The organism is Streptomyces sp. NPDC127097, from assembly GCF_042724075.1.
GTDB lineage: Bacteria > Actinomycetota > Actinomycetes > Streptomycetales > Streptomycetaceae > Streptomyces.
This window is the reverse complement of sequence record NZ_JBHXFI010000057.1, coordinates 18807-39044: the sequence shown is the minus strand read 5'-3', so window position 1 is coordinate 39044 and position 20238 is coordinate 18807. Positions and strand designations below refer to the sequence as shown.

At 72.4% G+C, this 20238-nt stretch carries 17 protein-coding genes and 1 pseudogene; 10 read left to right on the top strand and 8 right to left on the bottom strand.

Annotated elements, in window-relative coordinates:
• The first annotated feature begins 421 nt into the window (after positions 1–421).
• Both ACFWJW_RS31115 and ACFWJW_RS31110 read left to right on the top strand, forming a co-directional pair.
• Positions 422–2812: a glycosyltransferase gene (locus tag ACFWJW_RS31115; RefSeq protein ID WP_387247516.1), complete on the top strand. Its 2391-nt coding sequence runs from the start codon at positions 422–424 to the stop codon at positions 2810–2812.
• A complete protein-coding gene (locus ACFWJW_RS31110) occupies positions 2809–3999 on the top strand; it encodes an acyltransferase family protein (RefSeq protein WP_387247515.1) in 1191 nt (396 codons plus the stop codon). Before ACFWJW_RS31115 ends, ACFWJW_RS31110 begins: the two co-directional genes overlap by 4 nt.
• Before the next feature lie 112 nt (positions 4000–4111).
• Here ACFWJW_RS31110 and ACFWJW_RS31105 read toward each other — a convergent pair whose 3' ends face one another.
• Positions 4112–4732, bottom strand: coding sequence for a TetR/AcrR family transcriptional regulator (locus tag ACFWJW_RS31105; protein ID WP_387247514.1), 621 nt, complete (start codon positions 4730–4732; stop codon positions 4112–4114).
• A 289-nt stretch (positions 4733–5021) separates the two neighbouring features.
• Here ACFWJW_RS31105 and ACFWJW_RS31100 point away from each other — a divergent pair, with 289 nt between their 5' ends.
• A complete protein-coding gene (locus ACFWJW_RS31100) occupies positions 5022–5243 on the top strand; it encodes a hypothetical protein (protein WP_387247513.1) in 222 nt (73 codons plus the stop codon).
• 60 nt (positions 5244–5303) lie between these two features.
• On the opposite strand, the gene ACFWJW_RS31095 is transcribed toward ACFWJW_RS31100, so the two are convergent.
• Positions 5304–6101 (bottom strand): maleylpyruvate isomerase family mycothiol-dependent enzyme, encoded by a 798-nt coding sequence (locus ACFWJW_RS31095; protein ID WP_387247512.1) that lies wholly within the window; start codon positions 6099–6101, stop codon positions 5304–5306.
• Between the two features lie 187 nt (positions 6102–6288).
• Positions 6289–8259: an amino acid transporter gene (locus ACFWJW_RS31090; protein ID WP_387247511.1), complete on the bottom strand. Its 1971-nt coding sequence runs from the start codon at positions 8257–8259 to the stop codon at positions 6289–6291.
• A 321-nt stretch (positions 8260–8580) separates the two neighbouring features.
• On the opposite strand from ACFWJW_RS31090, the gene ACFWJW_RS31085 reads away from it, so the two are divergent.
• A complete protein-coding gene (locus tag ACFWJW_RS31085; RefSeq protein ID WP_387247510.1) occupies positions 8581–9027 on the top strand; it encodes a DUF4118 domain-containing protein in 447 nt (148 codons plus the stop codon).
• Between the two features lie 12 nt (positions 9028–9039).
• Here the strand turns inward: ACFWJW_RS31085 and ACFWJW_RS31080 are convergent, their stop codons facing one another.
• Positions 9040–9624 (bottom strand): helix-turn-helix domain-containing protein, encoded by a 585-nt coding sequence (locus tag ACFWJW_RS31080; RefSeq protein WP_387247509.1) that lies wholly within the window; start codon positions 9622–9624, stop codon positions 9040–9042.
• 36 nt (positions 9625–9660) lie between these two features.
• On the opposite strand from ACFWJW_RS31080, the gene ACFWJW_RS31075 reads away from it, so the two are divergent.
• A complete protein-coding gene (locus ACFWJW_RS31075; protein WP_387247508.1) occupies positions 9661–10917 on the top strand; it encodes an alpha/beta hydrolase family protein in 1257 nt (418 codons plus the stop codon).
• 109 nt (positions 10918–11026) lie between these two features.
• On the opposite strand, the gene ACFWJW_RS31070 is transcribed toward ACFWJW_RS31075, so the two are convergent.
• Together ACFWJW_RS31070 and ACFWJW_RS31065 are read right to left on the bottom strand one after the other, a co-directional pair.
• Positions 11027–11512, bottom strand: a complete 486-nt coding sequence (locus ACFWJW_RS31070; RefSeq protein ID WP_387247507.1) for a hypothetical protein — start codon at positions 11510–11512, stop codon at positions 11027–11029.
• A gap of 111 nt (positions 11513–11623) precedes the next feature.
• Complete coding sequence (locus tag ACFWJW_RS31065; protein WP_387247506.1) at positions 11624–14191, bottom strand: SpoIIE family protein phosphatase; 2568 nt, start codon at positions 14189–14191, stop codon at positions 11624–11626.
• Positions 14192–14554: 363 nt separating this feature from the next.
• Here ACFWJW_RS31065 and ACFWJW_RS31060 point away from each other — a divergent pair, with 363 nt between their 5' ends.
• A complete protein-coding gene (locus ACFWJW_RS31060) occupies positions 14555–14815 on the top strand; it encodes an AMP-binding protein (RefSeq protein ID WP_387247505.1) in 261 nt (86 codons plus the stop codon).
• Here ACFWJW_RS31060 and ACFWJW_RS31055 read toward each other — a convergent pair.
• Both ACFWJW_RS31055 and ACFWJW_RS31050 read right to left on the bottom strand, forming a co-directional pair.
• A pseudogene (locus ACFWJW_RS31055) lies at positions 14812–16452 on the bottom strand (IS200/IS605 family accessory protein TnpB-related protein). The gene ACFWJW_RS31060 and the pseudogene ACFWJW_RS31055 overlap by 4 nt on opposite strands.
• On the bottom strand, positions 16445–17020 hold the full coding sequence (locus ACFWJW_RS31050; protein WP_387247504.1) for an IS607 family transposase: 576 nt from the start codon (positions 17018–17020) through the stop codon (positions 16445–16447). The pseudogene ACFWJW_RS31055 and the gene ACFWJW_RS31050 overlap by 8 nt, the downstream one beginning before the upstream one ends.
• A 232-nt stretch (positions 17021–17252) precedes the next feature.
• Here ACFWJW_RS31050 and ACFWJW_RS31045 point away from each other — a divergent pair, with 232 nt between their 5' ends.
• The 4 genes from ACFWJW_RS31045 to rsgA all read left to right on the top strand — a co-directional run bounded on the left by ACFWJW_RS31045 (position 17253) and on the right by rsgA (position 20230).
• Entirely contained in the window at positions 17253–17585 is a 333-nt protein-coding gene (locus ACFWJW_RS31045; protein ID WP_387247526.1) for an AMP-binding protein, read from the top strand.
• On the top strand, positions 17582–18001 hold the full coding sequence (locus tag ACFWJW_RS31040; protein ID WP_387247503.1) for a hypothetical protein: 420 nt from the start codon (positions 17582–17584) through the stop codon (positions 17999–18001). Before ACFWJW_RS31045 ends, ACFWJW_RS31040 begins: the two co-directional genes overlap by 4 nt.
• A gap of 99 nt (positions 18002–18100) precedes the next feature.
• Positions 18101–18628: a DinB family protein gene (locus tag ACFWJW_RS31035; RefSeq protein WP_387247502.1), complete on the top strand. Its 528-nt coding sequence runs from the start codon at positions 18101–18103 to the stop codon at positions 18626–18628.
• 426 nt (positions 18629–19054) lie between these two features.
• On the top strand, positions 19055–20230 hold the full coding sequence (gene rsgA, locus ACFWJW_RS31030) for a ribosome small subunit-dependent GTPase A (RefSeq protein WP_387247501.1): 1176 nt from the start codon (positions 19055–19057) through the stop codon (positions 20228–20230).
• The last annotated feature ends 8 nt before the right edge of the window (positions 20231–20238 follow it).

Genomic DNA, 20238 nt, shown 5'->3' with positions numbered 1-20238 from the left:
CGGGTGGTAGCGATGCGTTGAGACCGTGCGGACGGCGGGACGTAATCAGAGCGTTACGCGGAAGCAGGAGTGGCGTCACAGTTCGCGTCGAGGCTGAAGTCGTCGACGGGCGCCGCAGCGCGGGCCCGGCGACGGCACACCCGACATCCGGTCCTCCCCCACAATCCGATCAGGATGGGACCCCATATATGCGATCAGTGCTGGAACGCGCCCATGCGTTCCGAGGCTTGGAGCCTGCCTTAGCAGCCGTGCGCCCGCGCGCCCGGGTCCGTACCGCCGAGAGACGGACCCGAAGAGCGACCGCGCTCCGTGTCCCTGTCTTGCATCCGACAGCCGGCTGAGAGGTCCGGACCGCTGCCGCCGACGCGGCGCGGCCCGGGCCCGCTTTCGCATGCCTCCTTGCACGAAAGGACATCCCCAGGTGCTCACTTCGCACCCCACCACCTCCCAGGGCTCCCCCATGGCCCTGCTCGACTCCGCGGACCCCTCCGCCCCCACCCTCCCCGCCGACGGCTCCCGCGGCGGCGGGCATGTGCTGGTGGTCGGCGCCCCCGGGCCCCGCCTGGAGCGCCTCACCCGGACCCTGCGCGCCACCGGCCACGAGGTCAGCCACGCCCCGCCCGGCGAGGTCGACCGGCGGATGGGGCAGGCACACCCGGACGCCATCGTGGCCCTCGACGACCCGGGCGCACCCGGCACCCACGACGACAGCGGCCTCGACGTGATCCGCGAGGTCCGCACCGTCCCCGCCGGCCGGGCGCTGCCGCTGCTCATGGTCACCACCGGCCCGGAACCCTCCGGAGTGGTGGACCTGCTGCGCCACGGCGCCGACGACTGCGTTCCGGAAGCCTCCGACCCGGACGAACTCTCCGCCCGTATCGAGGCCAAGCTCCGCCGCGTCCCCGTACCGGTCGAGAACCTGCCGCGGGACCCGCGCACCGGCCTCTACTCCCACGCGCACTTCCTGGACGAGCTCAACCGTGAACTGCGGCGCCCCGAGGCCGCCCGCAACGGCGGGGTGCTCGCCGTGGTCGGATTGGCCGAGATGGCCGCGCTGGAGGCCCGGCTCGGACCGCGAATACGCCGTGAGGTCGCCGAGCGCCTGGCGGGCGTCGCGGAGCGGCTCGGCAGCTTCTGCGACCGGCTCGGCTGGGACGACGACGGGCAGCTGCTGATGCTGCTGCCCGGTGTCGACGAGGAGACGGCCCGCCGCGGGCTGGAGAAGTTCGCCGCGACCGTGGCCGGCACCCGGTTCATCGTCGCGGACGAGAACGTCCGGCTCACCCCGGCGATCGGCTGGCTGCCGCTGGCCGGCTGCGCGGACGGCGGCCGGGCCGCCGGCCAGGCCCGGGACGCGGTACAAGAGGCGCTCCGGCACCGGGATCTGCGCCCCGTGCGGTACGCCCCGTGGATGCGCGGCACCCCGCACCGCCACCGCCGCCCGTCGTTCAGCGCGCTGGTCCGGCCCGCCCTCTCGGCGCTCTCCCCGGTCCTGGCGCTGCTGCTCGGCGTCGCGGTGCCGTTCGCGCTCTACCTCCAGACGTACGCGCTGGGCTGGGACCTCGGCTCCGCCATGTACTGGGTGGTGGTGGCCGGACTGGTGCTGTCCGCGCTGCTGATCGTCCTGGAGTGCCTCTTCTCCCTCGACGCGGCCGCCCGGCCCGAGTCACCCGGCGCGCCCTACCCGCCGGCCAGCGCCGTCATCGCCGCGTACCTGCCCAACGAGGCCGCGACCATCGTCGAGACCGTCGAGTCCTTCCTCCGTCTCGACTACCCCGGCGAGCTGGAGATCCTGCTGGCGTACAACACGCCGCATCCGCTGCCCGTCGAGGACACCCTCCGCGAGATCGCGGCCCGCGACCCCCGGCTGGTGCTGCTGCCGGTCGCGGGCAGCACCTCCAAGGCGCAGAACATCAACGCCGCGGTCACCCGGGTCCGCGGCGAGTTCGTCGGCATCTTCGACGCCGACCACCACCCGGCCCGGACCGCGTTCCGGGACGCCTGGCACTGGCTGTCCAACGGCCATGACGTCGTCCAGGGGCACTGCGTGATCCGCAACGGCGAGAGCTCCCGGACCGCCGAGCTGGTGGCGGTGGAGTTCGAGGCGATCTACGCGGTCAGCCACCCGGGCCGCACCCGGCTGTACGGCTTCGGCGTGTTCGGCGGCTCGAACGGCTTCTGGCGTACGGATCTGCTCGCCCGGACCCGGATGCACGGCTCGATGCTGACCGAGGACATCGACTCGACCCTGCGCGCCCTGGGCGAGGGCGCCCGGTTCGCCGTCGACCGCACCCTCATCTCCCGCGAACTGGCGCCCACCACCCTGAAGGCGCTGTGGAACCAGCGCTCCCGCTGGGCACAGGGCTGGCTCCAGGTCTCGCTCCGGCATCTGTGGCGCAGCCTGCGCTCCCCTGCCTTCACGGCCCGTCAGAAACTGGGCCTCTGCGTCCTGTTGGGCTGGCGCGAGGTGCAGCCGTGGCTGACGCTACAGATCCTGCCCATCCTGCTGTACTCGGCCTGGAAGGCCGGCGGGCTGCACCGGCTCGACTGGGCGGTGCCGGTATGCGTACTGGCGGTGCTGTTCACCATGGCGGCCGGACCGGTGCAGGCTCTCTTCGCCTGGCGGCTCGCCGTGCCCGAACTCCGCGCCCGCACCCGGTGGTTCTGGTCCTACCTCCTCGTCTCGACCTTCTTCTACAGCCACTTCAAGAACATGGTGGCCCGGCAGGCGCATCTGAAGGAGGCGCTGGGGGACCGGCAGTGGCGGGTCACCCCGCGGGCCGCCGGCGCGAAGGCGGTGGCCCGCCGATGAGCCGTACGGACGCCGCTCCGGCCCGCGGCCGGGCCAGCGCCATCGACGGCTTCCGCGGGCTCGCCGCGCTCAGCACCGTCGCCTTCCACGTCTGGCAGCAGTACTTCCGCTACGACGCACAGGGCAGCCACCCGCCGGTCGACAACCCGGCCCTCGGCGCCGTCCTCTCCCTCGAAGTCATCGACCTCTTCTTCGTGCTGTCGGCGTATCTGCTGACGCTGTCGTACGCACGGGCCGCCCTCGACGGGGGATCGACCCGGCCGGCCCGGCTGTTCCTCTTCCGGCGGGCGATCCGGATCCTGCCGCTGTACTTCCTGGCGGTGCTGGTCGTCTGGGCGACCCGCAATCCGACCCTGCCGGGCAACTGGCGGGACCTGGTCGAGCACCTCACCTTCACCCATGTCTTCGACCAGCAGCGGATCTTCTACACCCTGGGCCCCACCTGGTCGCTGTCGCTGGAGGTGCTCTTCTACCTCGTCCTGGTGGCGCTCGGGCCGCTGGCGGTCCGTGCCTGCCGACCGCTGCGCCGGCGCCGTACCAGGGTGGCGGTGTGCGCGGCGGGCTGCCTGTTCCTGTACGCCGCGCCGCTCGCCTGGATCGCCGTCGCCCACTACCGGTTCGGGGTGCCGCACACCGACTGGGTGGTGTACTTCGGCCCGCAGGCCCGCTTCGGCGGTTTCGCGGCCGGGATGGGGCTGGCCGTGCTGACGGCCGCCCTCGGTGACCGGGGCCGCCTCGGGCCGCGCACCGCACTGCCGTTGGCCGCGCTCGCGCCGGCCGGACTGTTCGCGCTCTCCCTGGACTCCGGCCCGGAGAACTTCACCTTCACCTTCTACCACCCGATCGCCTCGGTCCTGTGGGTGGTGCTGATCTTCAGCACCCTCCATGTACGTCAAAACACCTTCTGGCAGGGCCTGTTGACGACCCGCTGGCTCACCGCCGCCGGACTCGTCAGCTACAGCCTCTTCATCTGGCACGAGCCGGTCATGCTCCAGCTCCACAACGCCGGACTGCTGCCCACCGGGCAGTCGGGCTTCCTGCCGGCCCTGCTGATCGTGTTCCTGGTGGCGGTGCCCGTGGCGGCGGCGAGCTACTGGCTCATCGAATATCCGGCGAGCCTCCTCAGCCGGCTCAAGGACCACCGCGGCCGGCCGCGGGAGTTCTACCCGGAGCCGGCCACCCGCTGACCGCGGCAGGCCCGGCCACTCGCTGCCCGCGGCAGGCCCGGCCACTCGCTGCCCGCGGCCGGCCCGGCCACTCGCTGCCCGCGGCCGGCGGACCCGTCATCTTCGCCGGAGATCAGCGCCCTGCGCGCCGGTCTCCGGCGAAGATCCGGTCGAGGTGGTGGTCCAGGGTGCGGCGCACCTCGTCCAGCGTGCGGCGCCGGTGGAGCACATCACTGCCCAGCCCCACCGCGCCGGAGACCAGCAGATCGGCCTCGCACCACGGATCGAGACCGGGCGCGGTCCGCCCGTCGGCCTGCGCCGTGGTGATCAGGTCCGCCACCAGCCGCTCCAGAGGCTGCTCGGCGGGCAGAAAGACCTCGGCGAGGTCCGGGTCCGTCAGGCTGCGGGCGTAGTACGCGGCGAACACCCGCAGCGCGGTGGCGCGTTGGGCGTCCACCGGCAGGAATTCCTCCAGTACCCCCCGCAGCAGACCCCGGGGTTCCGTGGCGTCGAACGGGATACGGGAGCGGGCGATGCGCTCGTTCTCCGTGTGCAGCAGATGCAGCGCGTCGACCAGGAGCCGGTGCTTGCTCCCGAAGTGGTACTGGACCGAGCGCAGTGAGACCCCGGCCTCGGCCGCGACCTCCCGCAGGCTCGCCGCGTGCAGTCCCCGCTCGGCCGCGATCCGCCAGAGCGCCTCGGCGATCCGCAGCCGCTTGCCCGACGGGTCACCCGCCGCTTGCCGCTCGGTCACCGGGATCGGCGTCTGCCTGCGCCGCCGGTACGCCTTGGCCTGGCAGCTGCGCGAGCAGTAGAGCGCCGGCCGGCCCCGGCCCGCCGGAGGGAGAGCCGTGCGGCACATACGGCACACGGGCCCTTTCGTCCGCCCTATTTCCGCACGCACAATTCCCCTTCCGGAACCCTAAATTGTGTGACGTAAATCGAATTCCCCTGCAATTAGGCCGCCGATGGCCACTTTCTGAATGATACGTTCGTAACGCCCTCGGGGCACAGAGGACTTGTCGACAGAACGTGGGGGACCGATGAAGTACGACATCCTGCAGATCGCCGGCGCCGTCATGATGGTGCTTTTCGCGCAGGGCGCGATCCGGCTGCTCTTCGACCACAGCGACACCGGATTTCTCGGCCGGCTCGACGGTGGCTTCGCCCTCACGCTGGCCGCGCACCTGGCGCTGGTCGCCGTGGGCGTGCTGCTGACGGGCTGGTCCCACACCCGGGCGAAGGCGCTCGGCCGACGGAGCTGACCGTCCGGCACAGGGAGGAGTTGCCGGTCCGCGGAGACCGACGAACCGGCAACTCCCGCCTCAGAACGCGGAGTTGGTGAACCAGCGCGTCAGCAGCGCCTCGTCGCCCATGGTCTCGACGGCGTCCGTGCCGCGGTCCAGGCGCCCGTACAGGAGCAGCAGCAGATCCGCCGCGGTGCCCCGGACGCCGGCGTCGGCGGAGGCGGCTGCCGCGTACCCGGCCGGCGGCTCGGCCGCGAAGCCGTCGGGGCGCAGCCGGACCAGCCAGTCGCCGTCCGTGTCGGTGCACCGGAAGCGGAGGGTCTCGCCCTCGCCGCGCAGCCGGGCCACATGAGGCGCGAAGAACGTGGCGTACGGCAGGTTCGTCAGGAACTCGTCGACGCCGTCCGTCGCGAGGGCGGGGTCGATCACCGGCCGGCGGCCGAGCGCGCGCTCCGCGTCCGTGCGGTGCACCAGCGTCTCGAACAGCATCCGCCGCATCCAGAACCGGGCGTGCTGATCGGCGCCCCACGCCCACATCGGGGCGTCCGGGTCGGTGCCGGCGAAGGCGTCCGCGGCCTCCGCGGCACTCGCCGACAGCCAGTCGGCCCAGCCGCCCTCCGCCGTCGGGAGATGCAGCTCCACCTCCCGGCTGCGCGGCGGTTCCTGGACCCGCCGGCGCAGCAGGACGGAGAACATGCGCTGCACGCTCCCGGTGTGCTTGACCAGGTCGCGGAGGTTCCATTCCGGGCAACCGGGCACCGGGGCCGTCAGGTCCGCGCCGTCCAGCGCCGCCACGAATGCGGCGGTCTCGGTCGCGACGGCGGCGCGGTGTCCGGCGGGACCGACGGCCCGGCCCGCGGGGTGAGAGGTGTGCATGGCCGGTGGTTCCCGATCTCTCCGGCCCGGCGACCGGAACGGCCGGGCATCTGTGCGCAGCCTGTCACAGCCGGCGGGCGGGGGAGCCGGGGCCCCGGCCCGCGCCGCCGGGCACCGGCCGGGGTGCGTCAGCCCTCGCCGGGCACCGGCCAGGGGTGTGTCAGCCTTCGCCGGGCACCGGGGCGTGTCAGCCCACGTGGACCCGGGGCCGCCGGGCCGGGTCGGGCTCGGCGCGGCGCAGCACCTCACGGGTGACCGGCGCGACCTCGCCGTCGCCGAAGACCAGGAAGCGCAGCAGATGGCTGAGCGGATGGCCCTCGGTCCAGTTGAAGTAGACGTGCGGCACCTGGCCGGTGTGCTCGCGCAGCTGCATCAGGACGGCGGCGATGGTGTTCGCCACGCCGGCGCCCTCCACCCGCAGGATTTGTGCCCCGTACCGCTCCTCGCCCTGGACGTGCAGGTCCGTGGTGAAGTCCGAGGAGTCCCGGACGGTGACCTCCAGGAACAACACCGGCCGCCCGTCGGGGATATGGGTCTCCTCGCGCTGGCTGTACTCCTTCTCCCGGTACTCCGCCTCGTCCCGCTCATCGGGCTCGTTGGCGATGACCCGCAGCGGCCCGGCCGCCAGCGCGGCGTCGATCAGCCGCTCCGCGGTCCCGTCGAAGTCGACCTGTACGGCGCGCAGTTCGAAGGCCCGGTGCACCCGTGAGGCGAACGAGGTCAGCAGGATGCCCAGGATGAACAGCAGGGCGATCTTCAGGCCGTCCGGCCGTTCGATGACATTGGTGATCAGGGTGTAGCCGAAGACGACGGTGATGGCGCCGAAGCCGACGGCGGCCGCCCGGTGGCGGCGGTGGCGGGCAGCGACCGTGGAGGCGAAGGACGCCGAGAGCATCAGCACCAGCACACCGGTCGCATACGCACCGCTCTGCTCATCGACGCTGGCGTTGAACAGGACGGTGATGCCGAAGGCGATGGCCAGGAAGATCAGCACCAGCGGGCGCACCGCCCGCGCCCACTCCGGGGCCATGCCGTAGCGCGGCAGATAGCGCGGGACGAGGTTGAGCAGTCCCGCCATCGCCGAGGCACCGGCGAACCAGAGGATGGCGATGGTGGAGAGGTCGTAGACGGTGCCGAATGCCTCGCCGAGGTACTGGTGCGCCAGGTAGGCCAGCGCCCGCCCGTTGGCCGAGCCGCCGGCCTCGAACTCGTGCTGCGGGATGAGCAGGGTGGTGGCCAGGCTCGACAGCAGCAGGAAACCGCTCATGACCAGCGCCGCGGTGGTCAGCAGCCGGCGGGTGCCGCGGATCCGGCCGGCCGGGTGCGCCGCGGTGTCGGCGGCATCGCCCTGGACCTGCGGCATGACGGCGACGCCCGTCTCGAAGCCGGACATGCCCAGCGCCAGCTTGGGGAAGACCAGCAGCGCCACCCCGACGATCGCCAGCGGCGAGGAGTGCCCGGCGGTCATCGCGCCCCACCAGTCACCGACCACCACCGGATGCGACAGCACCTGCCAGGCCGAGGCGGCCAGCACGACGACGTTCATTGCCAGATAGACCCCGACGAGGCCGACGGCTATCCCGATCGCCTCGCGGAAGCCCTTGAGGAACACCGCGCCCAGGGCCGCCAGCAGCACCAAAGTGATCCACAGGTTCGCGCCGTGCAGCAGCGGCGGGGCGAACGGGTTCTCCACGACGTGCGCCGAGGCGTCCGCGGCGGACAGCGTCATGGTGATGACGAAGTCCGTGGCGGCGAACCCCAACAGCACCAGCACCAGCAGCTTCCCCGCCCACCAGGGCAGCAGCCGCTCCAGCATGGCGATCGAACCCTCGCCGTTCGGGCTCTCCTTGGCGACCCGGCGGTAGACCGGCAGCGCGCCGAACAGCGTCAGCGCGATCAGCACGAGCGTGGCGAACGGCGACAGCAGCCCGGCCGCCAGCGCGGCGATACCCGGCTGGTAGCCCAGGGTCGAGAAGTAGTCGACACCGGTCAGGCACATGACCCGCCACCAGGAGTGCCCCTTGTGCTCGGCCGGCGGGGTGCCGTGCGGCCCGGGGTGGCGGGCGGCCTGGCTGCTCAGCCCGTCCAGAAGCCAGCCGCGCCAGCGTCGGGGAGTGGGGGTGGCGGGAGGCGCCGGGTCCGCCTGGACACTGGTCATGCGGGTACGTCCTGCCGATCATCGGTCGTCGGTTCGGGCAACGAGGAGCGAGTATGCATCACCGCGTGCGCGGCGCCCCGCCCCACCCCGCGTCCGGCGACATCGGGCGGTTCCCGCCCTGGCGTCAAGGCGGTGTCAGAAAGCGTCCACTGCCCGTACGCAGGACGTTAAGAACCGCGCCACTACGCTCCCGCCCCGCCCCTGGGGCGCAACCTGGCGGCAAGGGCCCACCGCGGAACCACGGGACCGGACCACACCGGCCCGCCACATCGGTCCGCCACACCCGGTCCGCCGCACGGGCCGCAGCAGGAGGTGCTCCCCATGACCACCCTTCACCGCCCGGCGCCCCCGCTCCGCCCCCACACCACGCAGTTCCCCCAGGTCAGGCCGCAGGCAACGCAGCCGGCCCACCGGGTGCCGCCGGACCGCACCCTCGGCCGTGACCTCGCGCTACCGCTCGGCGCCGTCGGGGCGGCCCTGCTGGTGACCGCCCTGCTGCTGACCGGCGGGACCGCCCACACCTCCGCCGTACTGGCCCTCTTCGCCCTGCTGACGCTGGCCGTGGCACTCCGCACCCGCCCGGCCCTGGCCCCCGTCGCCGCCCTGGTGTCCTGGATGTTCTACGACGGCTTCGTCCTCCACCAGCACTCCGAACTGGCCTTCCACGCCCCGGACCGGACGAGCCTGCTCATCCTCCTCCTCACCGCCGCCGTGGGCGCGGGCTGCGCGGCCGTCGTACGGACCGTGCGGCGGAGGCCGGCCGCCTGAGGGGGCGGCCGGTCAGGTGCCCGTCTCCTGACCGGCGCCGGCGCCCGATGACGGCTCGGCTTCCCGCTGCGGGACCTCCACGGGGAAGTGGATCGGGCTGAGCAGGTACTGCGCCCGCTCGGGGCTCGGCCGGTGTGCCAGCCTCGGTGCGATGGCCGCGCGCAGCTCGCCGATCATCTCCGTCAGCTCCGCCGGGCTGAGCCAGAGCGCATGCTGCCGGTACCCCACCTGGTCCGCCACCGGGTCGGCGCCCTCGCGGTCGAGGTAGGCGTTGAACTCGGCCAGCAGGGCGGTCATCGCGGTGGCGAAGGCATGCCGATGGTCCTCGGGGGTGAGCGCACGGACCGCCTCGGAACCGATCACGGCCCGGTCCTGTCGCAGCCGGTAGTGCCGTTGTACCGCGCCGCGCACCCGGCGCTCCTCGGCCACCTCCAGGATCCCGCCGCCCACCAGCAGATCGATGTGCCGGTAGACGGTGGCTTTGGAGGCCTCGGGGATGCGTGCGCAGAGCTGAGCGGTGGTCTGAAGCCGTCCACCGCCCATCGCGTGCACGATCCGCAGCCGGATGGGGTGGGCGAGCAGTTCGAGGGAGTCCATGCCTCAACTTTCTCATGGCTGCTACCGTTCTCAATCATGAGAACGGATGCTGAGTGCAGGGCGCTGGAGGTGGCGCGCGACGTCGCCGCGCTGCTGCGGACGGAGTGTTTCGACGAGATCGTGGAGCTCTTCGCGCCGCCGCTGCGGGCCGCGGTCTCCGCCGAGGCGCTGCGGCTGGCGTGGGCGGCCGAGGCTGCCGGACACGGCGGGGTCACGGCGGTCGGGGAGCCGGCCCGCGAGGCCGGCCCGGGGCGCATGTGCACCCCGGTGACCTGCGCCAACGGCCGCTTCACCGTGGTCACATCGGTCGGCGGCGACGGCCTGCTGCACGGACTGCGGATCGATCCGCACGGTGACGCCGAGTGGCAGCCGCCGCACTACGCGGACGAGGACCGGTTCACCGAACGGGACGTCATGCTCGGGACGGGGCCGCTCGCCGTGCCCGGCACCCTCAGCCTGCCCGCCGGTCCCGGACCGTGGCCCGCCGTGGTGCTGCTCAGCGGCGGCGGCCCGTTCGACCGGGACGGGAGCAGCGGCCCGAACAAGCCGCTCAAGGACCTCGCCTGGGGGCTCGCCACCCGGCACGTGGCCGTGCTGCGCTTCGACAAGGCGGCTTTCGCGCACCCGGATCGTCTGCCCTCGGACTTCACCATGGCCGACGAGTACCTGCCGGCCGCGCGCGCCGCCGTCCAGCTGCTCCGGCAGCAACCCGAGGTGGCCCCGGACCGCATCCACCTTCTCGGCCACAGTATGGGCGGCAAGGTGGCGCCCCGGATCGCCGCCGCCGACCCGTCGGTCGCGGGCCTGGTCCTGCTCGCCGCGGACACCCAGCCGATGCACGAGGCGGCCGTCCGGGTGGCCCGCTATCTCGCGGAACTCGCCCCCGGGCCGAGCGCGGACGAGCGGGTGTCGGCGCTCATACGGCAGGCCGCGCTGGTGGCCGGCCCGGACCTCACCCCTGACACACCGCCAACGCTGCTGCCGCTGGGTTTCTCCGCTGCTTACTGGCTCGACCTGCGTGCCTACGATCCGGTGGCCACGGCAGCCGGACTGGTCTGCCCGATGTTGATCCTTCAGGGCGGGCGGGACTACCAAGTGACCGTCGCCGACGACCTGATCCGCTGGCAGGAGGGCCTTTCGCACTGGCCCGGGGTGGCGATCCGGATTCACCGGGACGTCAACCACCTCTTCTTCTCCGGCAGCGGCCGGCCCACCCCGGCCGAATACGCGCGCCCCGGACATGTGGACCCGGCGGTGGTCGACGAGATCGCGGGCTGGCTGGTGCGCCGGTAGGGGAGGGCGGACCGGGCGGCGGCCGGCGCCCGGTCCGCCCGGCCGGTCGTCGGGCTCGTACGGGGCGCGGGACGGGGAACACATACGGGGCCGCAGGCCGGGGAAGGGGTCAGCCCCGGCACCAGCACCTGTGGCGCCGGGAGAGGGTCGCGCGGCGGTGGCGGGCGGCCGCGGCCCGGCGTCGGCGGCTCGCCGCGCCCAGGAAGCCGAGGCCGATGCCCAGCATCCAGACGTCCTTGGCCAAGGGGATGCCGTTCTGGGTCGGCCGCAGGCTCCCCGGCTTCCGCATCCCGGGGGTCCGCAGATAGAGCCCGACCAGTCCGCCGGAGAAGCCGGTCAGCGCGAGTCCGGCCAGCCGGGTGGGGACGAACGGAGCCAGCAGCGCGCCGCCGACCGCGAGTTCGGAGCACGCCAGCAGCCGGGTGAACTGCTCGGCGGGGATCTTCTCCAGGAACGGATAGGCCACCTGGGCCATACCGTGCACGCCCTCGGCGGTCGCCGCGTCGGCCCGCAGCAGCGTCAGCCCGGAGTCCAGGATGAACGCACCGACGGCCAGCCGCGGAGCCAGATCACGCGCTTCGGGCAACTGCACCATGGGAGCCTCCAAGATCAGTCGTCGGCCCCCTCAACGAGCTTAGCCAGGGGGTACGGGGGCTGCATCCGGCAGCCGTGGGCCACAGGTCCCAGGCCCCCGGCCCCCGCCCCCTCACAGCGCCGGCACGTCGTCCCACTGGTCGAGGACGTCCTCGGTCGAGTCGGGGCCGGGCTCCGGGCGGCCGCCGTCGAGGGACTGTTCGGTCCAGATGACCTTGCCGCCCGGTGTGTAGCGGGTGCCCCAGCGGTGCGCGAACTGGGCGACGAGGAAGAGGCCGCGGCCGCCCTCGTCCGTGGTCGCGGCGCGGCGCAGATGCGGGGAGGCGCTGGTGCCGTCGGAGACCTCGCAGATCAGGGCGCGGTCGTACAGCAGCCGGACCCGGATCGGCTGGGCGCCGTAGCGGATGGCGTTGGTGATCAGTTCGCTGAGGATCAGCTCGGTGGTGAAGTCGATCGCCGCCAGGCCCCAGGACTCCAGCGTCCGCAGACAGGCCGCCCGTACGGGGGCGACGGCCGCCGGGTCGGAGGGCACCTCCCATTCGGCGACCCGTGTGGGGTCCAGCAGCCGGGTGCGGGCCACCAGGAGGGCGATGTCATCGCTGGGGTGGGCGGGCAGCATCGCGTCGAGGACCGCCGTACAGGTCTCCTCGGGGGTACGGTCCGCCCCGGTCGCCAGGGCCGTACGGAGCAGCTCCAGGCCGGTGGCGATATCGCGGTCGCGGTTCTCGACCAGCCCGTCGGTGTAGAGCACCAGCCGGGAGCCCTCGCTCAGCGTCAGCTCCGTGGTCTCCACCGGCACGCTGCCGCCCAGGCCCAGGGGCGGGGAGACGGGCACCTCGGGGAACGAGACGGTGCCGGCGGGGTGGATCACGGCCGGGCCGGGGTGCCCCGCGGTGGCCAGGGTGACCCGGCCGGTGACCGGATCGTAGATGGCGTACAGACAGGTTGCGCCGGTGATGCCGGTGCGCCCCAGGTGCGTCGGCGCCCCGTCGGGGTCGCCGTCCGTGCCGCCCGGCCACGTCCCCGCGCCGTCGGGGGCACCACCCGTGCCGCCGGTCCCGGCCCTGGCCCCGGTGCCTGTGCCGGTCCCGGTGCCGGTGCCCGTCCCGAGGCCGGCCGCCCGCGCCTCGTCCGTGTCGATGTGGGTGACCAGTTCGTCCAAGTGGTTCAGCAGCTCGTCGGGCGGCAGGTCGAGGGCGGAGAAGTTGTGGACCGCGGTCCGCAGCCGGCCCATGGTGGCGGCGGCGTGCAGACCGTGTCCGACGACATCGCCGACGACCAGCGCGACCCGGGCACCGGGCAGCGGGATCACATCGAACCAGTCGCCGCCGACCCCGGCGTGCGCGGGCAGATAGCGATGGGCGACCGTCAGCGCGGACTGCTCGGGCAGGGTCTGCGGCAGCAGGCTGCGCTGGAGGGTGACGGCGGTGGTGTGCTCGCGGGTGTAGCGGCGGGCGTTGTCGACCGCGACCGCGGCCCGTGCGGTCAGCTCCTCGGCGAAGGCCAGATCCTCCGCCTCGAAGGTGCCGGACGTGCCGGACCGCCAGTAATTGGCCAGCCCCAGCACCACGCCGCGCGCCTGAAGCGGTGTGGTGATCAGCGAGCGGATGCCGGCGTCCAGGACCCGCTGGGTGCCGTCCGGATCCTGCTGCCGCCAGGCGTCCGAGGCGGGCAGGTCGCCGACGAGGACCGGCCGGCCGCTCGTCAGGGCCGTCGCCATCGGTGTGCCGGACATATAGCGGAGCACCTCGCCGACCCGGTAGATCGCCGATTCCTCGGCGACCCCCTTGACCGCCATCCGCTGGAGCTCGGCGCTCGTCCCGGTCGTCGGTTCATCGCCGCGCAGCACCGGCTCCAGCAGCTCGACGGTGACCACGTCGGCGAACCGGGGCACCGCGACCGCGGCCAGCTCCTCGGCGGTCCGGCCCACGTCCAGTGTGGTGCCGATCCGCAGCCCCGCGTCGTAGATCAGCTTCAGCCGCTCCTGGGCCACGCCCGCCCGGCCGGCCAGGGCGCGCAGCTCGCCGGTGTCCCGCAGCGTCACCACGGTCCCGGCGGGCCGGCCGCGCGGGGCGGTCGGCCGGACGTTCACCGCGAGCAGCCGGTCGCCCGCCAGCAGCACCTCGTCGGTCGCCGCCCGCCCCGACGCGAGCAGCGCGCTGAGCTGCGGTTCCAGTCCGAGGTCCGCGACCGGGCGCCGTTCCGCGTCCGCGGGCAGTTCGAGCAGCCGCCGGGCCTCGTCGTTGGCCAGCAGCAGCCGCCCGTCACTGCCGAGGATCAGCACGCCCTCCCGTACGGCGTGCAGCACCGCGTCGTGGTGGTCGTACCTCCGCCGCACCTCGGCCGGCGGCAGCCCGCCCGTCTGCCGCCGCAGCCGCCACGCCACCAGGGCCGCCCCGCCGGCCACCAGCAGCAGCACCCCGGCGGCGGATCCGAGCAGCACCGGAAACTGGTCCTGATCCTGGGCGTCCGCGCGCTCCGGGGCCGCCGCTTCCCGGGGCTGCGGGGGGTGGGCGGCGCGCACGGCGGCACGGATTTCCGGCACCTGGGCGGAGGTCCGGGCCCCGACGGCCGAGAGCTGACGGTCCTCCCGGGCGCTCGCGCCGGGGGCCTGGAAGGCGAGCGCCAGGACGGCCACGACCGCCAGCAGCACCGCGCGGGCGAGCTGCCGTACGCCCATCCGGCCCGCGGCGCGATGACCGTTCAGCGGCGCGCGCGGGCGCGTTCCCGGGGAGCGTGGTGACGCCGGCGAATCGTCACCTTCTCGCCCGAAAATTTCCGTCATGACCCATATTTAGCATTGTGCTCCACCGTGCGGTGCTCGGCCGTGCGGCGCCAGGTGATCGGCCGATCAGGTGCCAGGTGCCAGGTGCCAGGTGCCAGGTGCCAGGTGCCAGGTGCCAGGTGCCAGGTGCCCGGCCGTGCGGTGCCGTGCGCTGCCGCGGCGTGCCGGTACGCGCTATTGAGCAACGCTCAGCCGCTCTCTATGCTCGGCGCGTCCGATGCAGTCCGTGGTACGAGCCGCCGCACGCCAGGAGCCCGGATGACCTTCAATCTCGCGACCGCCCTTCGTGAGTCCCGTCTTTCCCACCCCGGCAAACCTCTGTGTCTCCTCGGCGATGTGACCGTCACCTACGACCGTGCCGACGAGGCGTCCGGCCGGATCGCGGCCACCCTGCGCCGGCTCGGCCTCCGGCGGGGCGCCAAGGTCGCCGTCCAGCTGCCCAACGTGCCGCAGTTCCTGTTCACGTACTACGGAATCCTCAAGGCGGGACTGGTCATGGTCCCGCTCAACCGTTCCTAAATACTGAGCGGGAGTGAGTCCTGTTGCCAGAACCCGTGCTCAGCCGAACACCCCGAACGGTCTTGGGCGTTCTGGTCCACCGCGTTTCCGTCCGCATCCGGCCCCTACGGATCGTGTCCGTGGTCCGGGGATGTGGGGGCGGTTTCCCTCGCTCCCTCGGTCACGCGGTCCGGCCTGGGCGGTCCGATACACGCGGCGATCGCTCTGGTCGTCGCGGGGCGGTGTCGTCCGTCGCCGGATACGGTGCCCAAGGGCGCGCCTGCCGATCGCCACCGAGGCGGCTGCGTGTCGGCTGGTCTTACGGTTTTTGCTGGTCAGCGGCTTCCGCCAGTGTTCTGTGCCCCACATCGAGGTGTATGCGGGATCGACGGCGATGACGGTGATACCGGCCTCGGCGCACATGGACAGCAGGCGTGCGCGGAGTTTGCTGGTGGGGATGCCGGAGATGAGCTGCCGCAATCGCTTACGCCGGCCGTGCTTCTCGCGGGTTGTGGAGTCGGTGAAGTCGAGGTCTTCGATCGCGATGGCCTGCACGTCGCAGTCCCGCGCCCAGTGCAGCAGGCGGGTGAGGGCGTGGCGGAGCTGGGCGTCGCGATGGTTGGCGGTGCCGGACAGGTCGTAGTCGAACCGGTGTGGAGAGCCGACCGGGTTGCCGTGCTCGTCCAGCAGCCATGCGGCCAGGTGGTCGGCGTTGGTGTCCACGCCGATCATGCCCCCGGCCCGCAGGGCATCGAGCGGGATCACGCGAAGGTCTTTGCGGGTCCAACTGGCATTCAGGTACCAGCGGTCGCGGCCACGTCCAGGTGGACGCGGTAGGCCACGGCCCTGTTGCCGGCGATACGGTCGCGCCACTCGGCGCCCCGATGCGGGAAGGTGACGCGGGCGGCCAGCGCGTAGCGGCCATGCCGGGCGTTCGCCAGCTCGGCGAGCGGCGCGGGGAGTTTGATACTGACCTCGCCGTCCGGGGTGACGCGGATCGTCTCGTTCCCGTATCGCTTGCCGGACTCGCCATCGGCGGTCAGGAACCAGCGGGCGACTTCCCACTCGGCACGCCACTGCTCGGTCGTCTTGCGGGCCGCATCCAGGTTGTGTCGCTGGTGGAGCAGCCGGCGCCCACCGCGTACGACGGAGACCTTCCCGGCCTCCCGTTCTGCGCGGCCCTGCTCGTACCGGGTTTCGAGGATCGCCAGACGGCGAGTCTTTTGGAACCACTCGAAGCGGGAGCGGTAGCCGCCGGGCTTGCCCCCGCTGCCCTTCTCGCCGACCGGCAGGGACAGACGGTGCCTGATGGTGCGGATACCGGCGTCCAGCGACTGCAAGTGCTGGTGCTGGGCTCGGCGGGACAGGCCCCACTGATCATGCGTGTGGGAAGTGACCGAACCAGCCCAACGGGAGGAGGACTGCGCGGTCAGCTCCCGCTTACGGGCCGCCCACGTGCCGGTGGAGTGTTCCAGCCCGTCACGGCAACGCCGCGCCAGATCCGCGGAGGCCAGACGTCCCATGTGTTCGCCAACCAGGCGCAAGACCTTCTCATCCTCGGGCGTCAGGCCCTTGAGCCGGTCGCGGATGCTGACACCCGACGGGCCGTCGGCGACGAACGGACGCGCGATCTGCCGCAGCGGCTTCTTCTCAGCCATGCTCGGCGGCCTCCAGTGCTTTGCGCGCACGGTTCTTCGCCGACCTCCGGCCGTACAGGCGAGCGCAGAACGAGGTCAGTACCTCCACCATGTCACGCACCAGGTCGTCTTCGACCTCGCCGTCATCCAGCACAACCAGGCGACGGCCGTGCGCGGCAAGCGCTGCCTCGATCAGCTCCACGTTCATCCGGCCGAGCCGGTCTTTGTGTTCCACCACAATCGTGGTCACTTCCGAATCAGCCAGCAGGCGACGGGCCTTGGACCGGCCGCCGTTCACGCCCGAGCCGATCTCCGCCTCCACGCGGACGATACGGTGACCGGCCTTCGCCGCCCACTCGGCAAGCCGGACAGTCTGTCGCCTCAGATCGGTCTTCTGGTCGTGGGAGGAGACCCGGGCATACAGGCCCAGACCGCCGGCCGCTTCGGGCGCGGTGTTGGCATCCACGTTCACGAGGATCGTGCGCGGCCCGACCCGCTGAGCCGGTACCGGCAGCGTCCCCTCGCGGAACCAGCGATACGCGGTCTGCGGATGCACGCCCTGCATCTTCGCCCACTCCGTCAGATTCACGCTCTGACAATGACACTCACTCATACATGGTTACGCTCACATACCCGACTTCGAAGACCAGCAGTCAAACACCCCCTCCTGAAGGCCCCCGAGATCGCCCACCACCTCCAGGACTCCGAGGCCGAACTCCTCATAGCCCACGAGGAGTTCGCGGCCGAAGCGGTCAAGGGGGCGGAGCTGGCCCGGCGACGTCGGGACCTATGTCGTCCACCCGCCCGGCAGCGGCCGGCGGATCGCGGGCACCCGTCCGTACGACGAGCTGTACGCCGCTGACGACACCGGCGAGACCGCGCCCACCCACGCCGACGACACCGCCGTTCTCCTCTACACCAGCGGCACCACCGGCCGCCCCAAGGGCGCCGAGCTCACCCACTTCCAGCTCCATATGAACTGCACCGTCTCCGGCGAGCTGTTCGGCTTCCGGCCGGACGACATCGCCCTCGCCGTACTGCCGCTCTTCCACGTCTTCGGTCTCTCCAGCGTCCTCAACCTGGCCGTATGCCACGGCGGCACCCTCGCCCTGGTACCGCGGTTCGAGACCGGCGCGGTCCTCGACGCGTCATGAAGGGCTACTACCGCCGCCCCGAGGAGACCGCCGAGACGCTGCGCGACGGCTGGCTGCACACCGGCGACCTCGGCCACCGCGACGAGGACGGCTACTTCTTCATCGTCGACCGCAAGAAGGACCTGGTCATACGGGGCGGCTACAACGTCTATCCGCGCGAGGTCGAGGAGGTCCTGCACACCCACCCCGCCGTCGCCGAGGCCGCGGTCATCGGCCGGCCCGACGACCGGCTCGGCGAGGAGGTCATCGCCGTGGTCAGCCTCAAGCGGGGCGCGGCCGCCACCGCCGAGGACCTCACCGCCCACTGCAAGGAACGGCTGGCCGCCTACAAATACCCCCGCGAGATCCGCATCGTCGCCGAACTGCCCAAAGGCCCCACCGGCAAGATCCTCAAGAAGGCCCTGCGCGCCGGCTGACCCGTGCGGTCGGCCCGGCCGCACGTCAGAAGCACCCCCGCCCTCGCGCCGTGCCGCTCGTCCGCGCCGTTGTCAGTGGCCTGTGCGAGGCTGAGGAGCATGGGAATGACACCGGACGGGCGGCTCGTTCCGCCCCCACACGCCGATGAACGCGCCATGCTGGAGAGCTGGTTGGAGTTTCACCGCGCCACGCTCCCGCTGAAGTGCGCGGGACTGGACGACCAGCAGGTCCGGATGACCTCGGTGGCCCCGTCCACCATGACGCTGCTGGGCCTGGTCCGGCATCTGGCGGAGGTCGAACGCAACTGGTTCCAGCGGGTGTTCGCCGGCCAGGACATACCGCCGGTGTATGAGGCGGAGAAGGGCGACGGGTTCCTCCTCGACCCGGACCGCGGGATCGACGAGGCGCTGGCCGACTGGCGCGCGGAGGTCGCCCGGAGCCGTGAGCTGATCGCCACCGCCTCGCTCGACGACTCCGGCACGCTCTCCGAGCGGGAGGCCGGCTTCGTCGGGGACCAGCGGGTTTCGCTGCGCTGGATCCTGGTCCACATGATCGAGGAGTACGCACGTCACAACGGGCATGCGGATCTGCTCAGGGAGCGCATCGACGGCGTCACGGGCGCCTGAGGACGGGGGGTTTCAGGGGCAAGGCCCGCTACCGAGGACTGCCACGGCTGCCCGGGCGCGCCGTCCGGACGCCTTCACGAGCGCCGTCCGGGCGTCGTCCGGGCGCCGTCCGGACGGCCGTGGCCCGTGAGCTGCCGCGCTCCCATGGGCGCACGGATGGAAACCGGGCCAGGAAAAATGGTTGGCGCCGACGCGTGGCGCCGGTCTACAGTCGCAGCGTTCGAGAGGACGACGGCCTGAGGCTGTCCCTCGTGGCCTGTTGAGATACGCGGAGGTGAGTACTGATGACTGTCGTTGCGCAGGGCGCTGCCCGCATGCAGAAGATCATCAACTTCCTCCCTGTGGTCTCCGGCTGACTCGACCTCACTTCTGCGCGCGGGTATCGCGCGCACGGCCGGGACCGCTCCTTCTCGAAGGGCCATCCCGTTGTTCGACCTCGATTTCTCCGCTGCGCACCCGCTGACCGCCTATGGCTGGGACGACGGATTCGCGCGGAGCTTCACCCCCTTCGCCGGGCAGGGGCTCGTGCCCGGCCGTATCGTCCGCGTGGACCGCGGGCGGGTGGACGCCGTAGTGGCGGACGGTGACGGCATCCGGACCGTTCTGGCCGACACCGCGCTGGTGGCGACCGGTGACCCGATGCGGGTGCCGTGCACCGGCGACTGGGCCGTGCTCGACCTGGAGAACGGGCGCAGCGGCGATCATGTCGACGGTGTCGTACGGGCGTTGCTGCCGCGCCGCACGGCGTTCGTGCGGTCGGCCTCGTCGAAGCGGTCCGAGGGCCAGGTGCTGGCCACCAACATCGACCACATCGTCATCTGTGTCTCGCTCGCGGACCAGCTGGACCTCGGGCGGATCGAACGGTTCCTCGCGCTGGCCATGTCCGGCGCGGGCGATGCCGGACCGCTGCCCGACTCCGCGGCGGCCACGGAGGGCGGCGCGCAGCCGGTGGTCGTGCTGACCAAGGCCGACCTCGCCGGGGATCCGGGCAGTCTGGCGCATCTCGTCGAGGACGCGGAGGCCGCGGCGCCCGGGGTGCCGGTGCTGGCGGTCAGCTCGGAGACCGGCGACGGCATCGATGTGCTCGCCGCCGTGCTCGCGGGCGGTACCTCCGTACTGCTCGGGCAGTCCGGTGCGGGCAAGTCCACGCTGGTCAACGCCCTGCTCGGGGAGCGCCTGCAACGGGTGCAGGCCATCCGCGACCGGGACGGCAAGGGCCGGCACACCACGACCACCCGGGATCTGCGGGCGCTGCCCGGCGGCGGGGTGCTGATCGACACCCCCGGGCTGCGCGGCGTCGGGATGTGGGACGCCGGGTCCGGGCTCGCCCGGGCGTTCTCGGAGGTCGAGGCGCTGGCCGAGGAGTGCCGCTTCCACGACTGCGCACACCGGTCGGAGCCGGGCTGCGCCGTCCAAGAGGCCGTTGAATGCGGAGAGTTGTCCGACCGGCGGCTGGAGAGCTACCGGAAGCTACAGCGCGAGAACCAGCGCATCGTGGCCAAGACGGACGCCCGGCTGCGCGCCGAGATCCGCCGCGACTGGAAGCAGAAGCAGGCCCTGGGCCGCCATCTGATGGAGCGCAAGCGCGGTCCGCAGCGGTGAGACAAGGG

What these genes read in the sequence shown, in the direction of transcription:
- ACFWJW_RS31080 (WP_387247509.1), bottom strand. Translation starts at nt 9,624, where the DNA reads ATGGACTCCCTCGAACTGCTCGCCCACCCCATCCGGCTGCGGATCGTG.
- ACFWJW_RS31075 (WP_387247508.1), top strand. Translation starts at nt 9,661, where the DNA reads ATGAGAACGGATGCTGAGTGCAGGGCGCTGGAGGTGGCGCGCGACGTC.
- ACFWJW_RS31065 (WP_387247506.1), bottom strand. Translation starts at nt 14,191, where the DNA reads ATGGGCGTACGGCAGCTCGCCCGCGCGGTGCTGCTGGCGGTCGTGGCC.
- ACFWJW_RS31085 (WP_387247510.1), top strand. Translation starts at nt 8,581, where the DNA reads ATGACCACCCTTCACCGCCCGGCGCCCCCGCTCCGCCCCCACACCACG.
- ACFWJW_RS31070 (WP_387247507.1), bottom strand. Translation starts at nt 11,512, where the DNA reads ATGGTGCAGTTGCCCGAAGCGCGTGATCTGGCTCCGCGGCTGGCCGTC.
- ACFWJW_RS31035 (WP_387247502.1), top strand. Translation starts at nt 18,101, where the DNA reads ATGGGAATGACACCGGACGGGCGGCTCGTTCCGCCCCCACACGCCGAT.
- ACFWJW_RS31100 (WP_387247513.1), top strand. Translation starts at nt 5,022, where the DNA reads ATGAAGTACGACATCCTGCAGATCGCCGGCGCCGTCATGATGGTGCTT.
- ACFWJW_RS31095 (WP_387247512.1), bottom strand. Translation starts at nt 6,101, where the DNA reads ATGCACACCTCTCACCCCGCGGGCCGGGCCGTCGGTCCCGCCGGACAC.
- ACFWJW_RS31110 (WP_387247515.1), top strand. Translation starts at nt 2,809, where the DNA reads ATGAGCCGTACGGACGCCGCTCCGGCCCGCGGCCGGGCCAGCGCCATC.
- ACFWJW_RS31090 (WP_387247511.1), bottom strand. Translation starts at nt 8,259, where the DNA reads ATGACCAGTGTCCAGGCGGACCCGGCGCCTCCCGCCACCCCCACTCCC.
- ACFWJW_RS31060 (WP_387247505.1), top strand. Translation starts at nt 14,555, where the DNA reads ATGACCTTCAATCTCGCGACCGCCCTTCGTGAGTCCCGTCTTTCCCAC.
- ACFWJW_RS31040 (WP_387247503.1), top strand. Translation starts at nt 17,582, where the DNA reads ATGAAGGGCTACTACCGCCGCCCCGAGGAGACCGCCGAGACGCTGCGC.